At 65.7% G+C, this 21,655-nt stretch carries 19 protein-coding genes; 8 read left to right on the top strand and 11 right to left on the bottom strand.

The features are described 5' to 3' along the window. The first annotated feature begins 111 nt into the window (after nucleotides 1–111). Nucleotides 112–2,025: a glucokinase gene (locus ACQ4W4_RS17910; RefSeq protein ID WP_436543140.1), complete on the top strand. Its 1,914-nt coding sequence runs from the start codon at nucleotides 112–114 to the stop codon at nucleotides 2,023–2,025. Beyond that, entirely contained in the window at nucleotides 2,009–3,094 is a 1,086-nt protein-coding gene (locus ACQ4W4_RS17905) for a LacI family DNA-binding transcriptional regulator (RefSeq protein ID WP_436543139.1), read from the top strand. The genes ACQ4W4_RS17910 and ACQ4W4_RS17905 overlap by 17 nt, the downstream gene beginning before the upstream one ends. A gap of 17 nt (nucleotides 3,095–3,111) precedes the next feature. On the opposite strand, the gene ACQ4W4_RS17900 is transcribed toward ACQ4W4_RS17905, so the two are convergent. From ACQ4W4_RS17900 to ACQ4W4_RS17885, 4 genes are all read right to left on the bottom strand, one after another. After that, entirely contained in the window at nucleotides 3,112–4,044 is a 933-nt protein-coding gene (locus ACQ4W4_RS17900) for a carbohydrate kinase family protein (RefSeq protein ID WP_436543138.1), read from the bottom strand. Then, nucleotides 4,041–5,255 (bottom strand): AGE family epimerase/isomerase, encoded by a 1,215-nt coding sequence (locus ACQ4W4_RS17895; protein WP_436543137.1) that lies wholly within the window; start codon nucleotides 5,253–5,255, stop codon nucleotides 4,041–4,043. Before ACQ4W4_RS17895 ends, ACQ4W4_RS17900 begins: the two co-directional genes overlap by 4 nt. A gap of 68 nt (nucleotides 5,256–5,323) precedes the next feature. Beyond that, entirely contained in the window at nucleotides 5,324–6,325 is a 1,002-nt protein-coding gene (locus tag ACQ4W4_RS17890; RefSeq protein WP_436543136.1) for a tetratricopeptide repeat protein, read from the bottom strand. Then, a complete protein-coding gene (locus ACQ4W4_RS17885) occupies nucleotides 6,322–7,161 on the bottom strand; it encodes a tetratricopeptide repeat protein (protein ID WP_436543135.1) in 840 nt (279 codons plus the stop codon). Before ACQ4W4_RS17885 ends, ACQ4W4_RS17890 begins: the two co-directional genes overlap by 4 nt. Nucleotides 7,162–7,295: 134 nt before the next feature. Here ACQ4W4_RS17885 and ACQ4W4_RS17880 point away from each other — a divergent pair, with 134 nt between their 5' ends. Beyond that, on the top strand, nucleotides 7,296–7,688 hold the full coding sequence (locus tag ACQ4W4_RS17880) for a DUF1090 family protein (protein WP_436543134.1): 393 nt from the start codon (nucleotides 7,296–7,298) through the stop codon (nucleotides 7,686–7,688). Here ACQ4W4_RS17880 and mmsB read toward each other — a convergent pair. Genes mmsB through ACQ4W4_RS17865 form a run of 3 tightly spaced genes read right to left on the bottom strand, consistent with a single transcriptional unit; the run spans nucleotide 7,685 to nucleotide 11,337 of the window. Continuing rightward, nucleotides 7,685–8,578 (bottom strand): 3-hydroxyisobutyrate dehydrogenase, encoded by an 894-nt coding sequence (gene mmsB / locus ACQ4W4_RS17875; protein ID WP_436543133.1) that lies wholly within the window; start codon nucleotides 8,576–8,578, stop codon nucleotides 7,685–7,687. The two genes, ACQ4W4_RS17880 and mmsB, sit on opposite strands and share 4 nt — an antisense overlap. A 10-nt stretch (nucleotides 8,579–8,588) precedes the next feature. Then, complete coding sequence (locus tag ACQ4W4_RS17870; RefSeq protein WP_436543132.1) at nucleotides 8,589–10,103, bottom strand: CoA-acylating methylmalonate-semialdehyde dehydrogenase; 1,515 nt, start codon at nucleotides 10,101–10,103, stop codon at nucleotides 8,589–8,591. 16 nt (nucleotides 10,104–10,119) lie between these two features. Continuing rightward, the gene (locus ACQ4W4_RS17865; protein WP_436543131.1) at nucleotides 10,120–11,337 is read right to left on the bottom strand and encodes an ABC transporter substrate-binding protein; all 1,218 of its coding nucleotides are present in this window, start codon (nucleotides 11,335–11,337) and stop codon (nucleotides 10,120–10,122) included. Between the two features lie 121 nt (nucleotides 11,338–11,458). On the opposite strand from ACQ4W4_RS17865, the gene ACQ4W4_RS17860 reads away from it, so the two are divergent. The 3 genes from ACQ4W4_RS17860 (at nucleotide 11,459) to ACQ4W4_RS17850 (ending at nucleotide 14,937) form a co-directional block, all read left to right on the top strand. Beyond that, nucleotides 11,459–12,376: a LysR family transcriptional regulator gene (locus tag ACQ4W4_RS17860; RefSeq protein WP_436543130.1), complete on the top strand. Its 918-nt coding sequence runs from the start codon at nucleotides 11,459–11,461 to the stop codon at nucleotides 12,374–12,376. 50 nt (nucleotides 12,377–12,426) lie between these two features. Continuing rightward, the gene (locus tag ACQ4W4_RS17855) at nucleotides 12,427–12,957 is read left to right on the top strand and encodes an isochorismatase family protein (protein WP_436543129.1); all 531 of its coding nucleotides are present in this window, start codon (nucleotides 12,427–12,429) and stop codon (nucleotides 12,955–12,957) included. A 108-nt stretch (nucleotides 12,958–13,065) separates the two neighbouring features. Then, nucleotides 13,066–14,937 (top strand): transthyretin-like family protein, encoded by a 1,872-nt coding sequence (locus ACQ4W4_RS17850; RefSeq protein WP_436543128.1) that lies wholly within the window; start codon nucleotides 13,066–13,068, stop codon nucleotides 14,935–14,937. Nucleotides 14,938–14,958: 21 nt separating this feature from the next. Here ACQ4W4_RS17850 and ACQ4W4_RS17845 read toward each other — a convergent pair whose 3' ends face one another. Genes ACQ4W4_RS17845 through ACQ4W4_RS17835 form a run of 3 tightly spaced genes read right to left on the bottom strand, consistent with a single transcriptional unit; the run spans nucleotide 14,959 to nucleotide 19,183 of the window. Then, a complete protein-coding gene (locus ACQ4W4_RS17845) occupies nucleotides 14,959–16,122 on the bottom strand; it encodes an acetyltransferase domain-containing protein (RefSeq protein ID WP_436543127.1) in 1,164 nt (387 codons plus the stop codon). A 3-nt stretch (nucleotides 16,123–16,125) separates the two neighbouring features. Next, nucleotides 16,126–18,216, bottom strand: a complete 2,091-nt coding sequence (locus ACQ4W4_RS17840) for a TonB-dependent siderophore receptor (RefSeq protein ID WP_436543126.1) — start codon at nucleotides 18,214–18,216, stop codon at nucleotides 16,126–16,128. Between the two features lie 55 nt (nucleotides 18,217–18,271). Next, nucleotides 18,272–19,183 (bottom strand): LysR family transcriptional regulator, encoded by a 912-nt coding sequence (locus tag ACQ4W4_RS17835; RefSeq protein ID WP_436543125.1) that lies wholly within the window; start codon nucleotides 19,181–19,183, stop codon nucleotides 18,272–18,274. Between the two features lie 121 nt (nucleotides 19,184–19,304). On the opposite strand from ACQ4W4_RS17835, the gene ACQ4W4_RS17830 reads away from it, so the two are divergent. Further along, nucleotides 19,305–20,291: a zinc-dependent alcohol dehydrogenase family protein gene (locus ACQ4W4_RS17830; protein ID WP_436543124.1), complete on the top strand. Its 987-nt coding sequence runs from the start codon at nucleotides 19,305–19,307 to the stop codon at nucleotides 20,289–20,291. A gap of 71 nt (nucleotides 20,292–20,362) precedes the next feature. After that, on the top strand, nucleotides 20,363–20,683 hold the full coding sequence (locus ACQ4W4_RS17825; protein WP_436543123.1) for a tetratricopeptide repeat protein: 321 nt from the start codon (nucleotides 20,363–20,365) through the stop codon (nucleotides 20,681–20,683). 6 nt (nucleotides 20,684–20,689) lie between these two features. On the opposite strand, the gene bla is transcribed toward ACQ4W4_RS17825, so the two are convergent. Next, nucleotides 20,690–21,646, bottom strand: coding sequence for a subclass B3 metallo-beta-lactamase (gene bla / locus ACQ4W4_RS17820; protein WP_436543122.1), 957 nt, complete (start codon nucleotides 21,644–21,646; stop codon nucleotides 20,690–20,692). Nucleotides 21,647–21,655: the final 9 nt, after the last annotated feature.

The raw sequence follows: 21,655 nt of genomic DNA, 5'->3' as shown, positions 1-21,655 counted from the left end.
CGTTCCGCATTTTTCGGCACGCGGCACGTATACGAATTAAAATCCTTGGTTTTTGCCCATAACGACAGTGCGCGGCCACGACCACGCACGCAGACGAGACAAAGCACCGCCATGAAAATTGATGAAAAAATGGAAGTAGCAGGCAGCGATCCGGCGGAGCGTTTCAGTGAAGGCCCGCGCCTTCTGGCAGACATCGGCGGCACCAATGCCCGCTTCGTGCTGGAAACGCGCCAGGGCCACCTGGAAGCGGTCGCCGTGCTGCCCTGCGACGACTACGCTTCGCTGCTCGACGCCATCACCGCGTATATGGACAGCAGCGAGGCGCGCGCCGCCGGTTCGGCGCGCGTGCGCCATGCGGCCATCGCCATCGCCAATCCCATCGACGACGACAATATCCGCATGATGAACCATCACTGGTTCTTCTCGATCGAGGCGATGCGTGCCGCGCTGGGCCTCGACACCTTGCTGGTGGTGAACGACTTCACGGCGCTGGCCATGGCCCTGCCCTATCTGCGGCCCGACCAGCGCCAGCAGATCGGTGGCGGCATGGCGCGCGCCGACAGCGTCATCGGCCTGCTCGGTTCGGGCACGGGCCTGGGCGTGTCGGGCATGATCCCCGCCGAAGACCGCTGGATCGCGCTGGGCAGCGAAGGGGGCCACGTCAGCTTTGCCCCCTGCGACCAGCGCGAGATGGACGTGCTGTCCTTCGCCTGGCGCGAACTGTCGCACGTCTCGGCCGAACGCCTCGCCTCCGGGCGCGGCCTGGAACTGATCTACCGCGCCCTGTCCGACCGGGCTGGCCGGCATGACGTGCAGCCTCTGCTGGCGGCCGACATCACCAGCCGCGCCCTGAACAATGAATGCGACGTGTGTCTGGAAGCGGTGGACTGCTTCTGCGCCATCCTCGGCTCCATCGCCGGCAACGTGGCCATGACCCTGGGCGCGCTGGGCGGCATCTATATAGGCGGGGGCATCGTGCCGCGCCTGGGGCCTTTGTTCGAACAGTCGCAGTTCCGCGCCCGCTTCGAGCAAAAGGGCCGCCTGAACGAATACCTGGCGCAGATCCCCACCTTTCTGATCACGGCCGAACTGCCGACTTTCCTCGGCATCGCCGCCATCCTCGCGCAAAAGCTCAAGCGCGCCCATACCGGCGCGCCCGTGCTCGAATCCGTGCGCCAGGCGCGCGGCAGGATGAGTCCATCGGAATGCAAGGTGGCCGACTGGGTGCTGAAGGAACCGAACGCCATGCTGACCCTGCCGATCGCCGAAATCGCCCAGCGCGTCGGCGTGAGCCAGCCAACCGTGATGCGCTTTTGCCGCTCGATCGGCGTGCAGGGTCTGGCCGACTTCAAGCTGAAGCTCGCTTCCGGCCTGACGGGCGGCGCCATCACGGTGGCGCACTGCCATGTGGAGATCTCGGACTCCGACGCGGAACTGGCGCGCAAGGTGCTGGGCAATAGTGCCTCGGCCGCGCTGGCCCTGCGCGACATGCTCGACGTGAAGGCGCTGACGGCAGCCATCGAACTGCTGCGCGGCGCGCAGCGCGTGGAATTGCTGGCAGTCGGCAGCGCCCGCGTGGTGGCCGACGACATGCAGCACAAACTGCTCAACCTGGGCATCGTCAGCAGCTTCTTTGCCGACCCGCAGGCGCAGGAAATGAGCGCGGCCATGCTGAAACCGGGCGACGTGGCGCTGGTCATTTCCCGTTCGGGCGCCCTGCCCGACCTGCTGCGCACCGTCAAGGTGGCGCAGGGCTGCGGCGCGCGCGTGCTGGCGATCACGGCCAGCGGTTCGCCGCTGGCCAAGCTGGCCGACGTGCTGCTGACCCTGAACCACCCGGAAGGCAATCTCAATTTCGTGCCCATGATCGTGCGCCTGCTGCAGCTGATGATGCTCGATATCCTGTCGGTGGGACTGGCGCGGCGCGACACGGCGCAGCGCACCAGCGCCGCCCAGCTGGAAGAAGGTCAATTGCACGGCATGCGCATCAGCGGCAAGCTGAAATTCGGTGGCCACCTCGAATAAGGCGGCGCACGGCGCCCACGCCCCCGATACGGCCAGCGGGGCCACCGTGCATGACGTGGCGCGCGTGGCCGGCGTATCGGCCATGACGGTATCGCGCGTGATCAACGGGCGCGCCAGCGTCAGCGCGGCCACGCGCGACAAGGTCGAGGCGGCCATCGCCAGCCTGCGCTACCAGCCCAACCTGGCGGCGCGCGCCGCCCGCACCGGCACCCTGCGCATCGGCCTCTTGTACAGCAATCCCAGCGCGGCCTTCCTCAGCGAATTTTTAGTTGGCGCCATGGACCAGTGCCGCCAGGGCGGCGGCCAGCTGCTGCTCGAGCGCTGCGGCGACCTGGCCAGCCAGCGCGCCGGCATCGATTGCCTGGTGGCGGCCGGCGTGGACGGCATCCTCGTGCCGCCGCCCCTGTGCGATTCACCGGAAGTGCTGGCGCAGCTCAATACCATGGGCATCCCCGCCATCGCCGTGGCCACGGCGCGCCCCTCGCCCGGCGTCTCGGCCGTGCGCATCGACGACTACGAAGGCGCGCTGGCCATGACGCGCCATCTGCTCGCGCTTGGCCACCGCGACATCGGCTTCATCGAGGGAGATCCGGCGCACACGCCCGCCCTGCTGCGCCGCCAGGCCTTCGAGGACGCCATGCGGGAAGCGGGCTTGCAGGTAGCGCCGCACAGGGTGGCGCAAGGCTATTTTACGTATCGTTCGGGTCTGGACGCGGCGCGCCGGCTGCTGGCGCAGCAACCGTACCCCAGCGCCATCTTCGCCAGCAACGACGACATGGCCGCCGCCACCCTGGCCGTGGCGCACGGCATGGGCTTGCAGGTGCCGCTGGAATTGAGCGTGTGCGGCTTCGACGACACGCCCGTCGCCACCACCGTCTGGCCCGAGCTGACCACCATCCACCAGCCCATCGCCGACATGGCGCGCGCCGCCGTCAGTCTCGTCATCGACGCGATCCGCCAGCGCCGCGCGGGAGAAACCGCGCCTGCCACGCATCGCCTGATGGAATTTACCTTGATGGCGCGGGCGTCGTCGGGACCCGTGACGCGGGGTCAGACCCGCCGGGTCTGACCCCGGCCTTGGTATTGCTACCGCACCACCGTGCGCTGCGCCAGCGATTCCACCAGTTCCACCGATGGCGGCGAACCGCCGGCCGCCAGGCAGGCGCCCGCGCCCGCCGCGACGGCAAAGCGCAAGTGCTGGCCGCCGTCCGCATCGGGCCGGTACATCAGGCTGTACAACAAGCCGCCGATGCTGGCGTCGCCCGCACCCACCGAGTCGACCACCTCGATGGCGGGCGGGGCCGCCTGCCATGTCTGCTCGCCCCGGTACAGTGCCGCGCCCTGCGCGCCGCGCGTATACAAATACGTGGCGTGCGGATTCCAGCCGCGCAGGGTGGCGAACGCGCCATCGATGTCGTCATGGCGGAACAGGCCCGCCAGGTCTTCATCGGACACCTTGATCACGTCGGCCAGCTCCGTCATGCGGCGCAGGGTGGCGTCGTAGCGCTCATCCATCATGATGCGGAAATTCGGGTCATAGCTGATCTTCACGCCAGCGGCCTTGAGTTCCTGCGCCAGCGCCACCAGCTTGCCCGCCAGCGGTTCGCGCGCCAGGCTGATGCCGCCGAAATGCACCCATTGCGCGCCCTGCATCCAGCCGGACGGCAAGAGCGCAGCGTCGAAATGCAGGTCGGCGCTGTCGTCGCCGATGAAGTAATAGGTGGGCGGATGCAGTTCATGCACGATGGCCAGCAGCGGCGACTTCGCGCGGCGCTGCAAAAAGCGCATGTCCAGGCCCGCCGCGTCGGTCGCTTGCGCCAGCGCGTCGCCGAAGACGTCGAGGCTGACGGCGCCGGCAAAGGCGCTGGGCACGCCCAGGCGCGCCATCACGCGCGCCACGTTCCACGTCGAGCCGCCCACCTGGCTGCTCCAGGAATCCGGCCCTGTGCGCAGCATGTCCGTCAGCGCTTCGCCGGCCGAGACAAACGCGGGGAAGGTGGGAAAAGCGGCGGCGCTCATGCGGCACCGCCGATCACGTTCAGCACTTCATAGCAGGCGCCCATCGTGTGGTAATCGACCTTGCCGGCCGGGCTTTTCTCGTTGCTGATTTTTTGGTTCTCCGGCGTCAGGATGCGGTACCAGGCGCCGTGCTCGTGGTCGACGAAATGCTTCCAGCTGTAGTCCCAGATCTTGTCATAGCTGTGCCAGTAGGCGTCGTCGCCCGTGCGCGCGGCCAGCACGGCGGCGGCGGCGAAGCTTTCCGCCTGCACCCAGAAGTATTTGTCGCCATCGCAGATTTCATCGTGCGGGCCGAAACCATAATGGATGCCGCCATGCGCGCCATCCCAGGCCTTGGCCAGCGCCGTGTCGTACAGGGCGCGCGCGCGCGGCAGCAGCCAGTCGGACGGTCCGGCCATGAACTTGGCGTGGCGCTCCATGATCAACAGCAGCTTGGCCCATTCCGTGAAATGGCCGGGCTGGTAGCCCCACGGACGGAAGATATTGCTCTTGTCGTGCAGGTTGTAATCCCAGTCGATCGACCAGTCAGGCTTGTAGTGTTCCCATATCATGCCGTTCGCCAGGCCCGCCTGGCGCACCGTGATGTTGTGCGCCAGCGTCTCGGCGCGATGCAGATATCTCGCTTCGCCCGTCGCCTCGAACGCGGCCAGCATGGCTTCGCACGCGTGCATGTTGGCGTTCTGGCCCCGGTAGCCGTCCAGGGTAGACCAGTCGGCGCTGGCCACGTCCGCATACAGGCCGTGTTCGGGCAGCCAGAAGCGCTGCTCCATCAATTCGAAGGTCTCGTCCAGGTACGCGCGCGCTTCCGTCACGCCAGCTTGCAAAGCGTGGGCATACGCGAGCAGCACGAAGGCCAGGCCGTAGCAGTGGTTGGCGCCGTCTTCCACCGTCTTGACGCCGTCCTGCCACTTCAGTTGCCAGGCATAGCCGCCGGTGGCCGGGTCGCGGTGCGCGTCGCGCAGGAAAGCGACGCCGTGGCGCAGGGCCGCCTGGTAAGCGTCGCCGCCGAAATGGCGGTACGCCATGGCGTAATTGAAGATGAAGCGCGTGCTGCTGACCAGGTGGCGCGTGGCAGCGTCATACACGGTGCCGTCATCGAGGAAGAAGTGATAAAAGCCGCCGCTGGCGTCAATGGCGCGCGGGTGATAAAAATGCATCGTGTGCTGGATATGCGCTTCGAGCATTGCCCTGGAGCGGAAGTCGGGATTCATGGGTCTCTCATGATATTGTTATCGATAACAATGATGATAGCATGCCGTCCCCGCGCCGTCATGCCCGCTCAGGGAGTCTTGGCCAGCTTGCGCTTTTCACGCCACAGTGCCGCCTTGGCCGGGTCGGCCGCCTGTCCCAGCTCGCCCTTATCGTACACCTGGACCAGCCGCTCGATGGCTTCCGCGTCGCCCTGCCTGGCCGCCAGCAGGTACAGCGCGAAGGGCTGGGGCGCCGGCCCTTGCCGGGTGGGGCCACCGCGCCCCTGCTCCAGCAGCCGCGCAAAACCCGTCTGGCCCGGCGGGCTTTTGGCGATGGCCGCCATTTCATACCAGCCCAGGGCCGCCTCGTCGCTCTGCGGCACGCCCTGCCCCACTTCATACGAGTACGCCACATTGTTCAAGCCGGGCGGATCGAGCGCCTTGGCCGCCCGCATGTACCAGCCGAACGCCTCCTTGCGCTGCGCGTCATCGTTGGCCGTCATCATCAGGCGATAGCCGATTTCATTGTAGGCGGGGATGAAGCCGTTTTCCGCATAATATTTCAGCCAGTGCAGCGCATGCGCCTGCTCTGCCGGGCTGCTGTGGATATTCTCGAAGTGCATGGCCAGCGTGTAATTGGCCAGTTCCACGCCTTGCGCGGCGCCCTTGCGCGACCAGTATTCGCCCAGCTTGCGGTCGGTGGCCATGCCCTGGCCCAGCGTGTAGGCCACACCGAGGAAAGCCTGCGCCGGGCCATAGCCGCCTTCGGCCGATTTCCGCATCCACGCCAGGCCGGCGTCGACGTCGCGCGGCGTGCCCTCGCCTTGGTGCAGCATCTGCGCCAGCTCCAGCTGGGCGGCCGTGTCGCCCCCTTCGGCGGCGCGGCGCGCCTTGTCGAAGGCGGCGACCTTGTCCGGCGACAGGTCGGCCGGGCGGTCGATCACGGCCTGCACCCTCGCGCGCATGGCGTCCAGGCCGGACATGTCGAATTCGGCCAGGGCCGGATGCTGGCGCGGCGCCGCTTCGGCGGCTGGCTGCGCCGGCACGCTCTGCGCCATGGCCAGGCTCAATATCAACAGGACAGTCTTCATTTGTTTTCCTTCTCTGCCAGCTTGGCGCGCCATTCGGCCGCGTCTTCGGCATTCGCCGCCTGTCCCAGTTCACCCTTCACAGACACATCGAGCATGCGCCGCATGGCGGGCAGGTCGCCGCTCCATGCCGCCCGCTCATACCAGGCCAGGGCCAGCTTGTCCGACTGTGCCACGCCCAGTCCCAGCTCGTGCGCGCGGGCCAGGTTGCGCATGCCGGCAGGTTCCTGTTCGCGCGCCGATCTGTCATACCAGTGGAAAGCCTCGGCGCGCTCCTGCTCATCGGTGGCTGCGCGCATCAGGTGCTCGCCCAGCGCGTTATACGCGGGCACGAAGTTCTGTTCGGCCGCCCTCTTTAACCATCGGATGGCCAGCGTCTGTTCCTCGGCACTGCTGCCGCCATCGATGAATTCCAGCGCCAGGATGGCTTGCGCCAGTTCGTCGCCTTGCGCGACGCCCTTGCGCAGCCAGACTTCGCCCTGCACGCGGTCGACGGGCACCTTGCCGCCCACCGTGTAGGCCAGGCCCAGGGCCGCTTGCGCCGGCGCATAGCCGCCTTCGGCCGACTTGCGTATCCAGGCCATCGATAGCGCCGTGTCTTGCGGCGCGCCGGCGCCCAGCTGCAGCATGCGCGCCAGTTCCAGCTGCGCCTCCACGTCGCCGGTTTCCGCCAGCCGCCGTGCCTGCTCAAATTCGGCCATGCTTTCCGGGCTATGGGTCGTCACATCGGCTCTTGCCTTGATGGCGATCAGCTGCAGGTCGAGCAAGGTGGGCGAAGTCTGGGCCAGGAGGGGCAGCGGCAAAAGAAAAGGCATCAGCAACAGTAATTTCTTGGGCATGCGGCGGTGTCGGGAAGTAGAAAACACGCATGGTAGCCGATGCCACGCCAGACAGGCGCGCACGGTAGGCGAAGTTTGACAGGGCAGGCCGGCAGGCTTACATTGCACGAGCCCACCACTGACACAGGAACACCATGAACCACGTATCGAAAACCGCCTTGGCCTTGCTCGTCGTCCTCGCCGCCAGCGGCGCCGCCAGCGCCGCCGACACCCAGCTGGCCGGCTGCGCCGCCAAGCGCGAAAGCATCCGCAGCGAATTGCAGCAGGCGCAGGAACAGGGCCTGACCGACAAGGTCGCGGGCCTGACGCGTGCGCTCGACGAAGTCAATGCCCACTGCCGCGACAATGTGCTGGTCGAACGCCATAACAAGAAGGTACTGAAGGCGCAGGCCAAGGTCAACCAGACGGAGCGCTCGCTGCGCCTGGCCCAGGAAGCGAACAAGCAGCCGAAAAAGATCGCCAAGCTGGAAGGCAAGCTGGAAAAAGCCAGGGCGGAACTGGCCGCCCTGCAGGCGCAGACCCCTTAAGCTTTCTCGCCCAGCAGCTGGTAAATGCTGGAAAAATCCAGCGCGCCCGACCCCGCCTTGCTGTGCAAGCTGTACAGATTGCGCGACAAGGCGCCCAGCGGCACGGAGGCGCCGCTGGCCAAGGCGCTTTCCACGGCCAGCCCCAGGTCTTTCAGCATCAGGTCGACGCCAAAGCCGCCCGTGTAGCCGCGCGACGCGGGCACGTTCTCGGCCACGCCCGGACACGGGTTGTACACCTCCAGGGTCCAGTTGCGGCCCGAGCTTTTCGCCATCACGTCCGACACCACCTTGGCGTCCAGGCCATTGGCCACGCCCAGGCGTATCGCTTCGCTGGTGCCGATCATCAAAATCCCCAGCAGCATGTTGTTGCAGATCTTGACCGTCTGGCCGCAACCGGAGCCGCCCGCATGGAAAATCGCCTTGCCCATGACGTCCAGGTAAGGCCGCGCCGCCGCCAGCGCGGACTCTTCGCCGCCCACCATGAAGGTCAAGGTGCCGTTGGTGGCGCCCGCCGTGCCGCCCGACACGGGCGCGTCCAGCATGGGCATGCCCTTTTCCTCGGCCGCGCGGCCCACCTGGCGTGCCGCCTCGGTGGAAATCGTCGAACAGTCGATCAGCAAGGTGCCGGGCCGCGCCTGCGCCAGGATGCCCGCGTCGCCAAGATAAGCACCCAGCACGTGGCGGCTGGCCGGCAGCATGGTGATGACGATGTCGGCGGCGCCTATCGCTGCCGCCTGGTCGTCGGACACCAGGCCGCCGCCGTCGGCGAAATGCCGCACGCTGGCCGGCAGCAAGTCAAAGCCCGTCACCGCATGGCCGGCGCGCACGAGGTTGTGCGCCATGGGCAAGCCCATGTTGCCCAGGCCGATGAAAACGATATTGGTGCTCATCGCCGCCTCCTTATTTCATCGCAATGGTGGTGTTCACGCCGCTGCCGCCGTCGTCCGGGGCGAACCAGCGCGCCGTGACGGTCTTGGTCTGCGTCCAGAAGTACAAGGCTTGCTTGCCGTTCGGGCCCAAATCTCCCAGTTTCGACGCGCGCGAGCCGGTAAAGCTGAAATAGGCGACGGGCACGGGAATGGCCACGTTGATGCCCACCTGCCCCACGTCGATCTCGTTCTGGAACTTGCGCCCGGCCCAGCCGGACGAGGTGAAGATCGAGGTGCCGTTGCCGTTCGGGTTGGCGTTGATGAAGGCGATCGCTTCGTCGAGCGTATCGGTTTCGACCACGCACATGGCGGGGCCGAAGATTTCCTGCGTGTAGACGGAATTCGACGCTGCCACCTTCGAGAAAATCGTCGGGCCCATGAAGTTGCCGCCCTCGTAGCCGGCCACCTTGTGGCCGCGGCCGTCGAGCAGCAGCTGCGCGCCGTCATCCACGCCTGCCTGGATCAGCTTTTCCGCCCGCTGCATGGCTGCTTTCGAGACCATCGGCCCCAGGTCGGCCGTGCGGTCGCTGCCCGGCCCCACTTTCAGCGCTTGCGAACGGGCGACGATTTCCGGCAGCCAGGAACGCGCCTCGCCCACCAGCACGACGACGGAATTGGCCATGCAGCGCTGGCCGGCCGCGCCGAAGGCCGCGCCGATCAGGTTATTGATCGCCTGCTCCTTGTTGGCGTCGGCCAGCACCACGCAATGGTTTTTCGCGCCCATCATCGATTGCGCGCGCTTGCCCGATTCGCTGGCGCGGCGGTACACATGCGTGCCCACGTGAGTGGAGCCGATGAAGGAGACTGCCTTGATGTCGGGATGGTCGCACAGCATGTTGACGACGTCCGCGCCGCCATGCACGACGTTCAGCACGCCGGCCGGCAAGCCCGCCTGGTACATCAGTTCGACCAGATACATCGACGAGGACGGGTCCTGCTCCGACGGTTTCAGCACAAACGTATTGCCGCAGGCGATGGCGATCGGGAACATGAAGCACGGCAGCATGACGGGGAAATTGAACGCCGTGATGCCGGCGCCCACGCCCAGCGGCTGGTAGATGTTGTAGACATCGACGCCGGTGGCTGCGTTTTCCGCGATCTCGCCCAGCTGCAGGGTGGCGATCGAGCACGCGTGCTCCACCACTTCCAGGCCGCGCATGACTTCCCCTTCCGCGTCGGGCAGGGTCTTGCCATGTTCGCGCGTGATCAGTTCAGCCAGGGCGCCGATGTTGTCGCGGATCAGCTGCTGGTACTTGAGCATGATGCGCATGCGCGCGGCCAGCGGGGTATTGCGCCACGTCTTGAACGCTTCCTTGGCCGTGGCGACGGCCAGATTGACTTCATCGGGCGTGGAAAACGGCACCCTGGCGACGATTTCCTGGGTGGCCGGGTTGACGACGTCGCGCCATTCCGTGCTGGTCGAGGCGTGGTGCTTGCCGGCTATGTGCAGGGGGACGGCGGGAATTGAGGTGAGGGCTTGGTTCATTTGTTTGGCTCCGTGATTATTTTTTGACGAGGTTGCACGCGGCCGCATCCATCGGCTTGAAGGCCTGGTCGGCGGGAATGGTGGACAGCACTTTCAGGTAATCCCACGCGCCTTTCGATTCGGCCGGGGTCTTGACCTGCACCAGATACATGTCGTGGATCACGCGGCCGTCGGGGCGGATCGAGGCGTTGTTCATGACGGCATCCTTGATGGGCAGCTCGCGCATCTTCTGGGCGACGATCTTCGAGTCGTCGCTCTTCGCGGCCGCCACCGATTTCAGGTAGTGGTAGACGCTCGAATACACGCCCGCCTGCACCATGGTCGGCTTGGCGCCCTTGTTGAGCGCCTCGAAACGCTTGGCGAAGGCGCGGCTGCGGTCATCGAAATCCCAGTAGAAGCCGTCCGCGTAGACGAGGCCCTGGGCCGTGTCCAGCCCCAGCGCATGCACGTCGGAGAGGAACACCAGCAAGGCGGCCAGGCGCTGGTCCTTGCCGCTGCCGATGCGGAACTCGCGCGCCTGCTTGATGGCCGAGACGGTGTCGGCGCCGCCGTTGGCCAGGCCGATCACCTGCGCCTTCGAGCCTTGCGCCTGCACCAGGAAGGACGAGAAGTCCGACGCGTTGAGCGGATGGCGCACGGCGCCCAGCACGGTGCCGCCATTGCGCTTGACGACTTCGCTGGCATCCTTTTCCAGCGAGTGGCCGAACGCATAATCGACGGTGACGAAGTACCACGACTTTTGCCCCAGCTTGGTCAATGCCGCCGCCGTGCCGGCCGCCTGCGAATACGTGTCGAACATCCAGTGAAAGCCGTTCGGCGAGCAGTCTTCATTGGTCAGGCGCCCCGTGGCGGGGCCGCTGAACATGGCGATGCCGCCCTTCTCCTTCATCAGCTTTTGCACGGACAGGGCCACCGAGGAATTCGTGAGGTCGGCAATGGCGTCGACCTTGTCGCGGTCCAGCCATTCGCGCGCCTTGGAGGCGGCGATGTCGGCCTTGTTCAAGTGGTCGGCCGACAGGATTTCGATCTTCATGCCCTTGCATTCGGCCTTCAGGCAATCCTCGACGGCCATCTGGCTGGCGACGACGGAGCCGCGCCCGCCCATGGCCGAATATGGGCCGGACATGTCGGTCAGGATGCCGACCTTGACGACGCCATCGGAAATCTGCGCGTGCGCGCCGGTGAAAGACAGGGAAAGCGCCAGCGCGCCCATGGCCAGAACGGTTTTTTTCATGCGTGTCTCCAGGTGGATGGGTTTTCTTATATGTTTAGATGCATTCTGCATGTGTAAAAATATGCACTCAAGTGAAATTAATGCATAATTCCTTTGCAAAAATGCACAGAGAGGGTTTGCCATGCTCGATTGGGACAATGTACGGGTCTTCCTGGAACTGACGCGCAGCGCCGGTCTCGTCGATGCGGCGAAAAAGCTGGGCATCGACCATTCCACCGTGTCGCGGCGCATGCGCAAGTTCGAGGAACAGGTGGGCACGCAGCTGTTCGACCGCAACTACGTGGGCTACCAGCTGACGCCCGAGGGCCACCGCCTGATGGAGTACGCGGAAACCATGGAAAGCACGGTGTTTGCCGCCACCGAGGAACTGGGCGAACACAATCGCCTGCTGTCGGGCCAGGTGCGCCTGGGCGCCACCGAGGGCTTCGGCGCCATCGTGCTGGCGCCGCACCTGGCGCAGTTTTGCGGACGCTACCCGCACATCAGCGTGGACTTGATCGCCGTGCCCCGCTTCGTCAGCCTGTCCAAGCGCGAGGCGGACGTGGCCATTTCCATCGAGCGGCCCCTGTCCGGCCCGTACGTCGTGACGAAGCTGTCCGACTACCGGCTGAAACTGTACGCCACGCCAGCCTACCTGGGGCGCCACGCACCGATTACCAGCGTGGCGCAGCTGGCGCAGCACCCCATCATCGGCTATGTGGACGACCTGGTCTTCAGTTCGGAACTGCGCTACATGGACAACGTGGCGCCCGACTCCCTGCGCGCATTCCGCAGCACCAGCGTGATCGCCCAGTACCACGCGGCGCGCGCGGGCCAGGCGCTGGCGATCCTGCCCTGCTTCGTGGCGCAGCAATCGAACGAGCTGGTGCCCGTGCTCGACGGCGAGATCGACCTGCTGCGCGCCTTCTGGATGATCTCGCCCAGCGAGCGGCGCAACATCGCCCGGGTCAGCGCCCTGTGGAACTACCTGCGCAGCGCCATCGATTTGAACCACGCCTACCTGATGGGCGAAACGGCCACGCCCAGCTGGCCCACTTAAGCACACTGCGGCGCGCTACACTGTCGCCACATACTAATAAGGAGAATGCCATGCTGATGGATGCAAGCCAGGCTGTTTTGGTCATTGTCGACCTGCAAGGCCGCCTGATGCCGGCCATCCACGATGCGGGCCTGGTACTGGCGCAAAACCTGCGCCTGGCCAGGATCGCCCGCCTGCTCGACGTGCCCGTGCTGGGCACAGAACAGAACCGCCAGGGGCTGGGACCGAACGTGGAAGAGATCGCCGCGCTGTGCGAACAGACCCTGCACAAGACGCATTTCGGCGCCTGTTTTGATGGCTTGCAGGACATGCTGCCCGCCGGGCGCAAACAGATTGTCGTCACCGGTTGCGAAGCCCATGTGTGCATGCTGCAGACGGCCGTCGGCCTGCTCGAGCTCGGATATGACGTCATCATCGCCATCGACGCCGTGGGTTCACGCCAGGCGGCCAGCCGCGACGCGGCGCTGGCGCGCCTGGACAAGCTCGGCGCCCATCTGGTGACGGTGGAGATGCTGGCCTTCGAATGGTTGCGCGACTGCAAGCATCCGTGCTTCCGCGACGTGCTGGCGCTGATTAAATAACACGTAAGGTTTAAGCCAGATCAAGCCCATCGGCGATTCATTTGCTAGCTTGGTAACAGCGCCGCCACTGCGAGCGGCGCGCCCGTCCACACCAGCAAGGGAACCATCATGGCCTATATCCTGCGAGGCAAGCTGTGCGGCTTGATCTGTGCCGAATGTCCTGAAGCCTTATCCCACGTCATCGTGCGCCTGTACCGGACGCGCGCGTCGCAAAACGTCACGGCCCTGGCCGTGGCCAGCGCCAAGGAAACCTTCGCCATCCTCACCGATGAAGAGGTGCAAGCCAAGGCGCCGTTCCTGCTGGCCGAGGCGCGCACGGATGACGACGGCAACTACAGTTTCACCCTGGACGGCGATTATCAGGGCGAGGCCGTCGAAGTCGATGTGCTGTGCCCTACCGTGCCGCATCTGAAGCCGGGGCCGAAAGACCCCGTGCCGTTGCAGTTTTCCATCACCACCATCCAGCCCCGCTGGCGCCAGGTCGACAACGATTTCCTCGCCATCTGGGATTACTGCCTGCCGCAACGCTTCTGGTGCCTGGTGCGCGCCCGTTTCGGCGCCTGGACCATCTGCGGCCGCCTGCGCACCTGCGAGGCGCCCCACACGCCGATCGCGGGCGCCACCGTGCGCGCATTCGACGCGGACTGGCTGCAGGACGATGCGCTGGGCGTGGCGGTGACGGACGCCGGCGGGCGCTTCCGCATCGATTACCTGACGTCAGACTTCACGCTCACGCCGTTCTCGCCCTTCATCAACGTGGAATTCACCAGCGGCCCCGACGTGTATTTTACGGCGCAGCTGGGCAGCGTCACCATCCTGTCGGAAACGCAGGCCAACGGGCGCCAGCCGGGGCGCGAAAACGTGGGCCACTGTTTCTGCGTGGAATTATGCTCGAAAGACGTCCTGCCGCCCGACGTGGAAGACGTGCCCCACTGGCAGCAGGTGGAAATCTTCGACATCCATCCCTTCCCTTCGCTGGCGGGCTTTTCCGCGCAAGGTTATGCGGGCGGCGCGGCCGCCTCGTATGTGTTCGGCGGCGGCGTCACCCTGAAAGGCAATTGCCCGCTGCGCAACAGCGCCATCCCCGCCAATCCGCTCGAATACCGCTTCCTGATCGGCGAATGGTCCTGGCCGGGCGGCAGCGACGACCCGACGGCCATCCCGACGGTGGCGCCGGCCAGCCTGGCGCCGCTGACGCAAGTGCTCGGCACCCTCGTCGGCTATGTGTTCTATACGAACGGACTGGGCCTGGCCGACTCGGCGCAGGTGATCGTCGATGCGGGCGACTTGAAGCCGGGCGGCTGGATAAGGGTGGACGGCAAGCAAGTCACCGTGGACATGCGCGACGGCACGACGGCCATCGTCATCGTGCAGCAGAATATCTTCCTGCGCACCTTCGATTTGCTGACCGTGAATACGCCTGCCATCACCAGCCTGCATCCGGCCAAACTGCCGGGCGGCTTGCCCATCCTCGACGCGGGCCGCAGCCTGACGGCGGCCGAAAGCGAACCGATACGCCGCTACCGCCTGGGCTTCGAGGTGCGCGATGGCAATACCCTGGCCATCGTGGCCACGGACGGGCTCGACTCCATCGTCTTCGACAACTCGCCCGTCATCGTGGCGCTGGACCTGGAAGAGTTGCGCAGCAATGCCTGCAACCCCGTCTCGGGCGGTCTCGTGCATATCCTGTACACGATCGACCACCCGCATCTGCGCTTCTTCAATCTCACGATTTCCAACAACAACGGCATCCAGCACCCGCCGCCACCGCTGCCGGCCGCCAGCTTCACGCCACCGCCGCCACCGAGCAATTATCTGTTCCGCGGCGGCGCGGGCGGGCCCCATTTATCGGGCAACAACGGCGGCTTCCCCGTCAATGTGGCTCTCGACCCGCCGTGCGCCTACCGCGTGGCCATCGGGTGGCAGACGCGGCATTACCTGGCGTCCAGCCACAGCATCGACAGGCTGTACTGCAAGTAGGTGCTGGCAAGCAAGCGTCATTCAGAAATAACGTACCCACGCCTGCCGCGACGTGCGCTTGTAATGGGCAAACGCACGGCAGGGGAAGTACAGCACGGGCATCAGCAGCAAGGCCAGCAGCCAGACTTGCCAGATATGTTCGACGCCGTAGCGGGCGCCGTGGTTGGCGCCCAGCAGCGCCGTCAAGGTGATGCCTATCACCAGCAGCAGATACAGGTGCAGCAAGTAGTAAAACATGGGCGCGCCGCCAAAGGTGGCGCAAGCGCGCGTGAACCCGTTATCGACGCTTTCCAGCCAGGCCAGGCCCAGCAGGCCCAGGCCCAGGGTGAACAGGAGAAAATCCAGCGACGGCGGATACTTGGTGAAGTTCAGCACGCTCATGGCCGTGCGCAAGGCCGTGTCGCCGGCCACCCACGGCAAGGTTTCGCCGTAAATATTGAAGCCGCGCAGCACGCCCAAGAGCAGCAAGCTGCCCGCACCCAGCGCCAGCAGCAGGCGGCGCCTTCCCTCCGGCGAGCGGCTGCGCGCATACAGGGGCCCGGCCGCATAACCGAGCACGATCACGCCTATCCACGGCAGCAGCGGGTAGCTGACCTTGATCTTCATGGCGCCGTCGGCCACCAGGTAACCGCGTTGCAGCAGCACCGTCAGCAGATAATAGGCAAAGCTGCCCTCTTGCGCGCGCAAGCCGGTCAGCAGATGCTGTCCCGCGATAATCGCTACACCGAGCACGACCAGCACTTTCAACGGCAGCTTATGCAGCACGGCCAGCGCCATCATGGCCAGGCCGATGACCCAGATCACCTGCAGGTACAGCACGGCGGGCGGAAACGCACCGCTCCACGCGAAGTTAACGAACACCAGTTCCAGCACGACAAGCAGCAAACCCCGCTTGAACAGGAAACCGGCCGCGCTGCGGGGGCCGGCGGCCGGATGCGCGTACAGCCAGGCGGACAAGCCCGTCAAAAAGACAAACATGGGCGCACACACGTGGGCGGCCAGGCGGGTAAAAAACAGGGCCGGATCGACGCCGGCCGCATCCATGGGGTCGCTCACCTGGTGATGTAAAAACACCGTCTCGCGCACATGGTCAAACAGCATGATCAGCATGACGAGGCCGCGCAGCACGTCGATGACGGCGATGCGGGCGCGCAGGGTGGCGGGGGAAGTCAAGGTCATGGTCATCGATTAAAAACGGTAGTGTGCATTCAGGGTCACCGTGCGCTCGGCCCCCGGCGCCACCCACAAGGCGCTATAGGAACTCGCATAGTAGCTGCGGTTGAACAGGTTTTCCACGTTCAGGGCCAGGCGCCATTGTGCGTTGGGCGAATACGACGCCAGCAGCTTGGCCGTCGTGTAGGCCGGCAAGGTGAAACTGGTGCTGACGGCGACGTCGCCCAGGCGCTCGCCCACATATTGCACGCCGCCGCCCACGCTGGCCGTGCCCGTGGCCAGCGCGAATTGCTGCGTGGCCAGCAGGCTGGCGCTGTGGCGCGGCACGTTGGCGAAGCGGCTGCCCGTCACAATCGTATTGTCGCCGCGCGTGACGGTGGCGTCGGTGTAGGCATAGGCGCCCGAGACGCGCAAGCCGCGCGCCACTTCTCCCGACACGTCGAGTTCCAGGCCCCGGCTGCCCACCTCGCCCGCCGCGATGGCGAAGTCCGTGTTGGCGGGATTGGTCGTCAGCACATTGCGCTTGCGGATGTCATACACGGCCACGGTGCCCGTCAGCTTGCCCGTTTCCAGCTTGGCGCCCAGTTCATACGAGCGGCTGCGCTCGGCCGGGAAGGCCTGGTTGTCGATGCTGATGCCGCTGTTGGGCCGGAAACCTTTCGCGGCACTCGCATACAGCGACCACGCCGTCGACGGCTGGTACACGAGGCCCGCGCGGGGACTGGTGGCCGACAGCGACTGGCGGTTGCTCGTGTTCAGGCGATGGTTCGCCACATCCTGCGTGTACGTATCGTGGCGTACGCCGACCAGCGCCTTCCACTGGGCGCCCAGATCGACCTGGTCCTGCGCATACAGGCCGCGCGCCCGTTGCCCTTCCTGCGTGTCGATGGACAGGGCCAGCGGAGCGGCCTTGCCGCCGTACACGGGCGCATAAATATCGATGGCATATGGATTGCCAGCGGACGGATTGCGGCGCAGCTGCACGCGGTGGTCGTCGAAATGGTAGGCGTCGACGCCGGCCAGCACCTCGTGCGCCAGCGGGCCCGTCCTGAACTTGCCCAGCACTTCGACACGGGCGGAGGCGTCGGTGGCCGAGAAATCGCGGTGGCGGCGCTGGCGGTTCAGGGTGCGGCCATCGGCCAGCAGCTTGTTCGCCTCGGTCGAATAGCCGCTCAATTCGCTGTCGCGGTAGGAAGCGCCCGCCTGCACCGTCCAGTCGTCGGACAGCGCGTGGTGGATGAACAGCTGCTGCCCCAGCGACTTGACCGTCATGGGCCCGTCATCCGGTTCGCCCAGGAAGCGCGAGACAGGGACAAGACCCAGCTGTCCATGCACGGCCACCACGCCCCGGTCGAACGGCGCGCGCTGGCGCACGGCTTCGATTTCATACGACACGCTCGTGTGCTCGCCCGCCAGCCAGAGGAAGGACGGAGAAAACAGGCTGCGCTCGACTTTCACCGTATCGCGGAAGCTGTGCCCTTCCTCTTGCGCGGCGTTCAGGCGGTAGGCGACGGTATCGCTCAACGGACCCGTCAAGTCCAGCGCGACGCGGCGCGTCTGGAAGCTGCCCAGCGATACGTCGGCGCTGTATTCCGGTGCGAACTTCGGCTTTTTCGTCGTGATGTTCACCGTGCCGCCCGGCTCGCCCCGGCCGTACAGCGCGGAAGCGGGACCTTTCAGCACTTCCACGTTCTGCGTATTGCCCGCGTCGCGCATGCCGTTGTAGCCGCGGCTGGAACTGAAGCCGTTGACCATGTAATCGGAACCGAAATTCGGGTCGCCCGTGAAGCCGCGCATGGCGTAGCTATCCCACAGGCCGCCCAGCGGACTTTGCCTGGCGATGCCGCTGGCCAGGTCCAGCGCGCCGGCCAGTGTCGTCACGCCCGCGTCACGCAGCAAGTCGCTAGTAAGCACGCGCACGCTTTGCGGCAAGTCCATCAGCAAGGCATCCGTCTTGGTGGCGCCCGTGGCGGACAGGCTGCGGTAATGCTGGCGCTCCGCGCTGACGGTGACGACATCGTCAGCCTGCACATCATCGATTGCCAGTGACCAGGGGCTGGCAGCGGCAAGTAAAAGCGCCACGGGGCGGCGTAAAAACACGTGCATGGAATTCCTGACAAGGCTGCAAATCAATGCAATAGGCTTGCATTATAATTGATAATCAATTCTCATTAAAGCCCTCACCAACAATCTGCGCCAAAAACTCCACGAACACCTGCACCTTGGCGGCGCGCAGCTGGCGCGGATGGAACAGCGCCCACAAGTCCGGTCCCCGCGTGCGGAACGCTTGCAGCACGGGCACCAGGCTCCCCTCGCGCAAAGGCTGCTGCACGGAAACGGATAGCGCCTGCACGATGCCGCAACCGGCCTGGGCGGCGGCGATCATCGATTCGATATGGTCGAAGGCCAGGGCGGCCGGCGGCGTATGCGCATAGGGTTCGCCCGCATCCCCGTCCTGGAACAGCCACGGCCGCACCTGGCGCGCTTTCGGATACAGGAAATGCAGGCAGGCGTACCGCTCCAGCTCCTGCGGCGATGGCGGCATGCCATGCCGGGCGACAAAGTCGGGCGAGGCGCAGCACAGGTAATCCATGTGGAGCAGGCTGCGCGCCACCAGCGATGAATCCTGCGGTTCGCCGATACGCAGCATCACGTCGATGCCCTCTTCCACCATGTCGACCAGGCGGTCGCTGACCGTCAGGCGCAGGGCGATGTCGGGATAGGCGGCGGTAAAGCGGGGCAAGGCGGGCGCCACCAGGTTGCGGCTGATGCTGCTGGGCATATCCACGCGCAGGCTGCCCGAGGGTTTCCCGGCCGCCTGTTCCAGACTGGACTCCAGCGCCGCCATGCCGGCCAGCACCTGGCGCGCCTGCGCATGGCACTGCTGGCCTTCGGCCGTGAGCGACATGCTGCGCGTGGTGCGCTGCAAGAGCCGCACGCCGAAATGCTTTTCCAGCGCCGCCACCTGGTTCGTCACGGACGAGGTCGAGATGCCCAGGCGCTGCGCCGCCTTGCTGAAGCCGCCCGCTTCGACCACGGCGCAAAACACCTTCATCGCTTCCAACCTGTCCATGCCTTCCCTTCCTGTTTTTCAGGCGATTATCCACGATTCCGCAATAGTGCATCGGGCCGCGTCCCGTTTTTCTTTATGCCCTTCCCGCCTAGACTGGGGGCATCAACCACAGGAGAATCCCATGCAAGCCCTCGTCCTCACCCGCTTTGCCGTCCCCATGAGCATCGAGCACCTGCCCGTGCCGCAGCCCGGCCCCGGGCAAGTCCTCGTGCGTATCGCCGCCAGCGGCGTCAATCCACTCGACGCGAAGATCGCCGCCGGCGCCGCACCGCACGCCTGGCCCAGCCTGCCCGCCATCCTCGGCATCGACGTGGCCGGCACGGTGGCGGCCGTGGGCGATGGCGTGACGACTTTTCACGTTGGCGCAACAGTGTATGGCATGGCGGGCGGCATCGCCGGCATCCAGGGTTCGCTGGCCGAGTATGGCGTCTTCGACTCCGCCCTGCTGGCGCCTGTGCCGCAAGGACTGAGCCTGCGCGAAGCGGCCGCCCTGCCCCTCGTCTTCATCACGGCCTGGGAAGGGCTGGTGGATCGTGCCCGCGTGCAGGCGGGCGACAGCGTGCTCGTGCATGGCGGCGCGGGCGGCGTGGGCCACATGGCCGTGCAACTGGCCGTCGCTCTGGGCGCCACCGTGTTCGCCACGGGCAGCGCCGCCAGCCGCGCCGCCATCGAGGCGCTGGGCGCCCGTTTCATCGATTACCGCACCAGCACGGTGGATGATTACATGGCCGAACACACGGGCGGCGCCGGCTTCGACATCGTCTACGATACGGTGGGCGGCGCCACCCTGGACGCCAGCTTCCAGGCGGCGCGCCTCTATGGCGGCCACGTCGTCAGCTGCCTCGGTTGGGGCACGTTTGCGCTGAGTCCGCTGACGGCGCGCGCGGCGACCTATTCCGGCGTGTTCACCCTGCTGCCCCTGCTGAGCGGCCAGGGCCACGCGCGCCATGGCGCGATTCTGCGCGAAGCGAACAAACTGATCGAGGCTGGCAAGTTGCAGGTACGGCTCGACCCACGCCGCTTTACCCTGCGCACGGCGCACGATGCGCATGCGGCGCAAATCGACGGCAGCGCGCGCGGCAAGCTGGTGGTGGATGTGGCCGGCTGAACGCCGGCTTGTGACTTGTCGGTGGAAACGTTAATATACAAGAACTAACTTGCATATTGATGAGGTCGAGCATGCGTGAAAATCTGGAAAAACTGCTGGCGCAGGGACGCGACAACGCCCTGCTGCGCTTTGGCCTGGGCGATGCCTGCCTGAAAGAGCATGACGCCGAGCAAGCCGCCGTCCACCTGGCGCAAGCGACGCAACAGCAACCCGGCTATTCCGCCGCCTGGAAACTGCTGGGCAAGGCCTTGCTTCAGCTGGGCCGGCTGGATGACGCGCAAGCGGCCTGGACCACAGGTATGACGGTGGCCCGGCAGCAAGGCGACCTGCAAGCCGTCAAGGAAATGACGGTGTTCCTGAAACGCCTGCAAAAACAGCAGGCGGCAGAGTAAAAAATCTTAATGCGCGTGCGCCGCGCCCTTGGCCTCGAGAGGCACCGCCTCGCCCCGTTCCTTCGCCAGGCGCTTGGCCAGCAAACCGCCCGCTTCGGCAGCGTAGGCGCGGCATGCGCCGGCGTCGATCAGGGGGTTGTCCGTACCGCTGCGTCTGGCCGCCTTGCCCAGCACGTCCGTCGTGCCCGGATGCACGGGGATGATGATGTCGCATGGCAAGGCGGCCACCTTGGCAATGCTCGCTTCGAACGAGGCTGAAATATCGGGCGAACCGCCCTTGCCCTTGCCCGTATAAGTAAAATCGCCACTGGCATACGGGTTCAGGCTGTCCGCATATACGACGTCCAGGCAGCGGTCGCCTTCGCACGAGGTCCACGTCCACGTCGTGCCGCCTGGCGTGTGGCCCGGCGTCATGTGGGCCGTCAAGGTCAGCGGCCCCACCTTGACGGTATCGCCCTCGCCCACCACCTTGACCTTGCGCACCTTGGCGACGTGCACGACGGGATTGGCCTGGTATTGCGGATCGTCCTTGCCATTCGTGCCGCTTTGCAGGCCCAGGGCGCCCGAGGCGCTGGCCATCACGGTGGCGCCGCTGGCCCTTTGCAGTGCGGCAATGCCGCCCGCATGGTCCCAATGGGCGTGGGAATTGAGGATGACTTTCACGTCCTCGATGCGAAAGCCCAGCGCCTGGATATTGGCGATGATCAGGGGTGCCGATTGCGGCAGCGCGCCGTCGAGCAGGATATGGCCCTGCGGACTCGTCACCAGCACGGCGGACAGGCCGGCCGTGCCCACATACCAGCTATTGCCATAGATATTGAACGGCTTGACGGGCGCGTTCCATTCCTTGCAACTGTCGCAATCAACAGGCTTATCCTGCACCGGGGCCGGTGTCTTCGCCTGCACGGTGCCTGCCGCCATGGTCGCAACCGTAGCCAGCATCAACTTCGCCAATAGTGTCATCTTCATCTC

The organism is Janthinobacterium glycogeni (assembly GCF_051380725.1).
GTDB lineage: Bacteria > Pseudomonadota > Gammaproteobacteria > Burkholderiales > Burkholderiaceae_D > Janthinobacterium.
The sequence above is the reverse complement of the archived record's forward strand: the minus strand, read 5'-3'. Positions and strand labels throughout refer to the sequence as shown.

Bases quoted from the DNA above. Each gene is read 5' to 3' on its own strand.
- ACQ4W4_RS17910 (WP_436543140.1), top strand. From the start codon at position 112: ATGAAAATTGATGAAAAAATGGAAGTAGCAGGCAGCGATCCGGCGGAG.
- ACQ4W4_RS17900 (WP_436543138.1), bottom strand. From the start codon at position 4,044: ATGAGCGCCGCCGCTTTTCCCACCTTCCCCGCGTTTGTCTCGGCCGGC.
- ACQ4W4_RS17895 (WP_436543137.1), bottom strand. From the start codon at position 5,255: ATGAATCCCGACTTCCGCTCCAGGGCAATGCTCGAAGCGCATATCCAG.
- ACQ4W4_RS17890 (WP_436543136.1), bottom strand. From the start codon at position 6,325: ATGAAGACTGTCCTGTTGATATTGAGCCTGGCCATGGCGCAGAGCGTG.
- ACQ4W4_RS17885 (WP_436543135.1), bottom strand. From the start codon at position 7,161: ATGCCCAAGAAATTACTGTTGCTGATGCCTTTTCTTTTGCCGCTGCCC.
- ACQ4W4_RS17880 (WP_436543134.1), top strand. From the start codon at position 7,296: ATGAACCACGTATCGAAAACCGCCTTGGCCTTGCTCGTCGTCCTCGCC.
- mmsB (WP_436543133.1), bottom strand. From the start codon at position 8,578: ATGAGCACCAATATCGTTTTCATCGGCCTGGGCAACATGGGCTTGCCC.
- ACQ4W4_RS17870 (WP_436543132.1), bottom strand. From the start codon at position 10,103: ATGAACCAAGCCCTCACCTCAATTCCCGCCGTCCCCCTGCACATAGCC.
- ACQ4W4_RS17865 (WP_436543131.1), bottom strand. From the start codon at position 11,337: ATGAAAAAAACCGTTCTGGCCATGGGCGCGCTGGCGCTTTCCCTGTCT.
- ACQ4W4_RS17860 (WP_436543130.1), top strand. From the start codon at position 11,459: ATGCTCGATTGGGACAATGTACGGGTCTTCCTGGAACTGACGCGCAGC.
- ACQ4W4_RS17855 (WP_436543129.1), top strand. From the start codon at position 12,427: ATGCTGATGGATGCAAGCCAGGCTGTTTTGGTCATTGTCGACCTGCAA.
- ACQ4W4_RS17850 (WP_436543128.1), top strand. From the start codon at position 13,066: ATGGCCTATATCCTGCGAGGCAAGCTGTGCGGCTTGATCTGTGCCGAA.
- ACQ4W4_RS17845 (WP_436543127.1), bottom strand. From the start codon at position 16,122: ATGACCATGACCTTGACTTCCCCCGCCACCCTGCGCGCCCGCATCGCC.
- ACQ4W4_RS17840 (WP_436543126.1), bottom strand. From the start codon at position 18,216: ATGCACGTGTTTTTACGCCGCCCCGTGGCGCTTTTACTTGCCGCTGCC.
- ACQ4W4_RS17835 (WP_436543125.1), bottom strand. From the start codon at position 19,183: ATGGACAGGTTGGAAGCGATGAAGGTGTTTTGCGCCGTGGTCGAAGCG.
- ACQ4W4_RS17830 (WP_436543124.1), top strand. From the start codon at position 19,305: ATGCAAGCCCTCGTCCTCACCCGCTTTGCCGTCCCCATGAGCATCGAG.
- ACQ4W4_RS17825 (WP_436543123.1), top strand. From the start codon at position 20,363: ATGCGTGAAAATCTGGAAAAACTGCTGGCGCAGGGACGCGACAACGCC.
- bla (WP_436543122.1), bottom strand. From the start codon at position 21,646: ATGACACTATTGGCGAAGTTGATGCTGGCTACGGTTGCGACCATGGCG.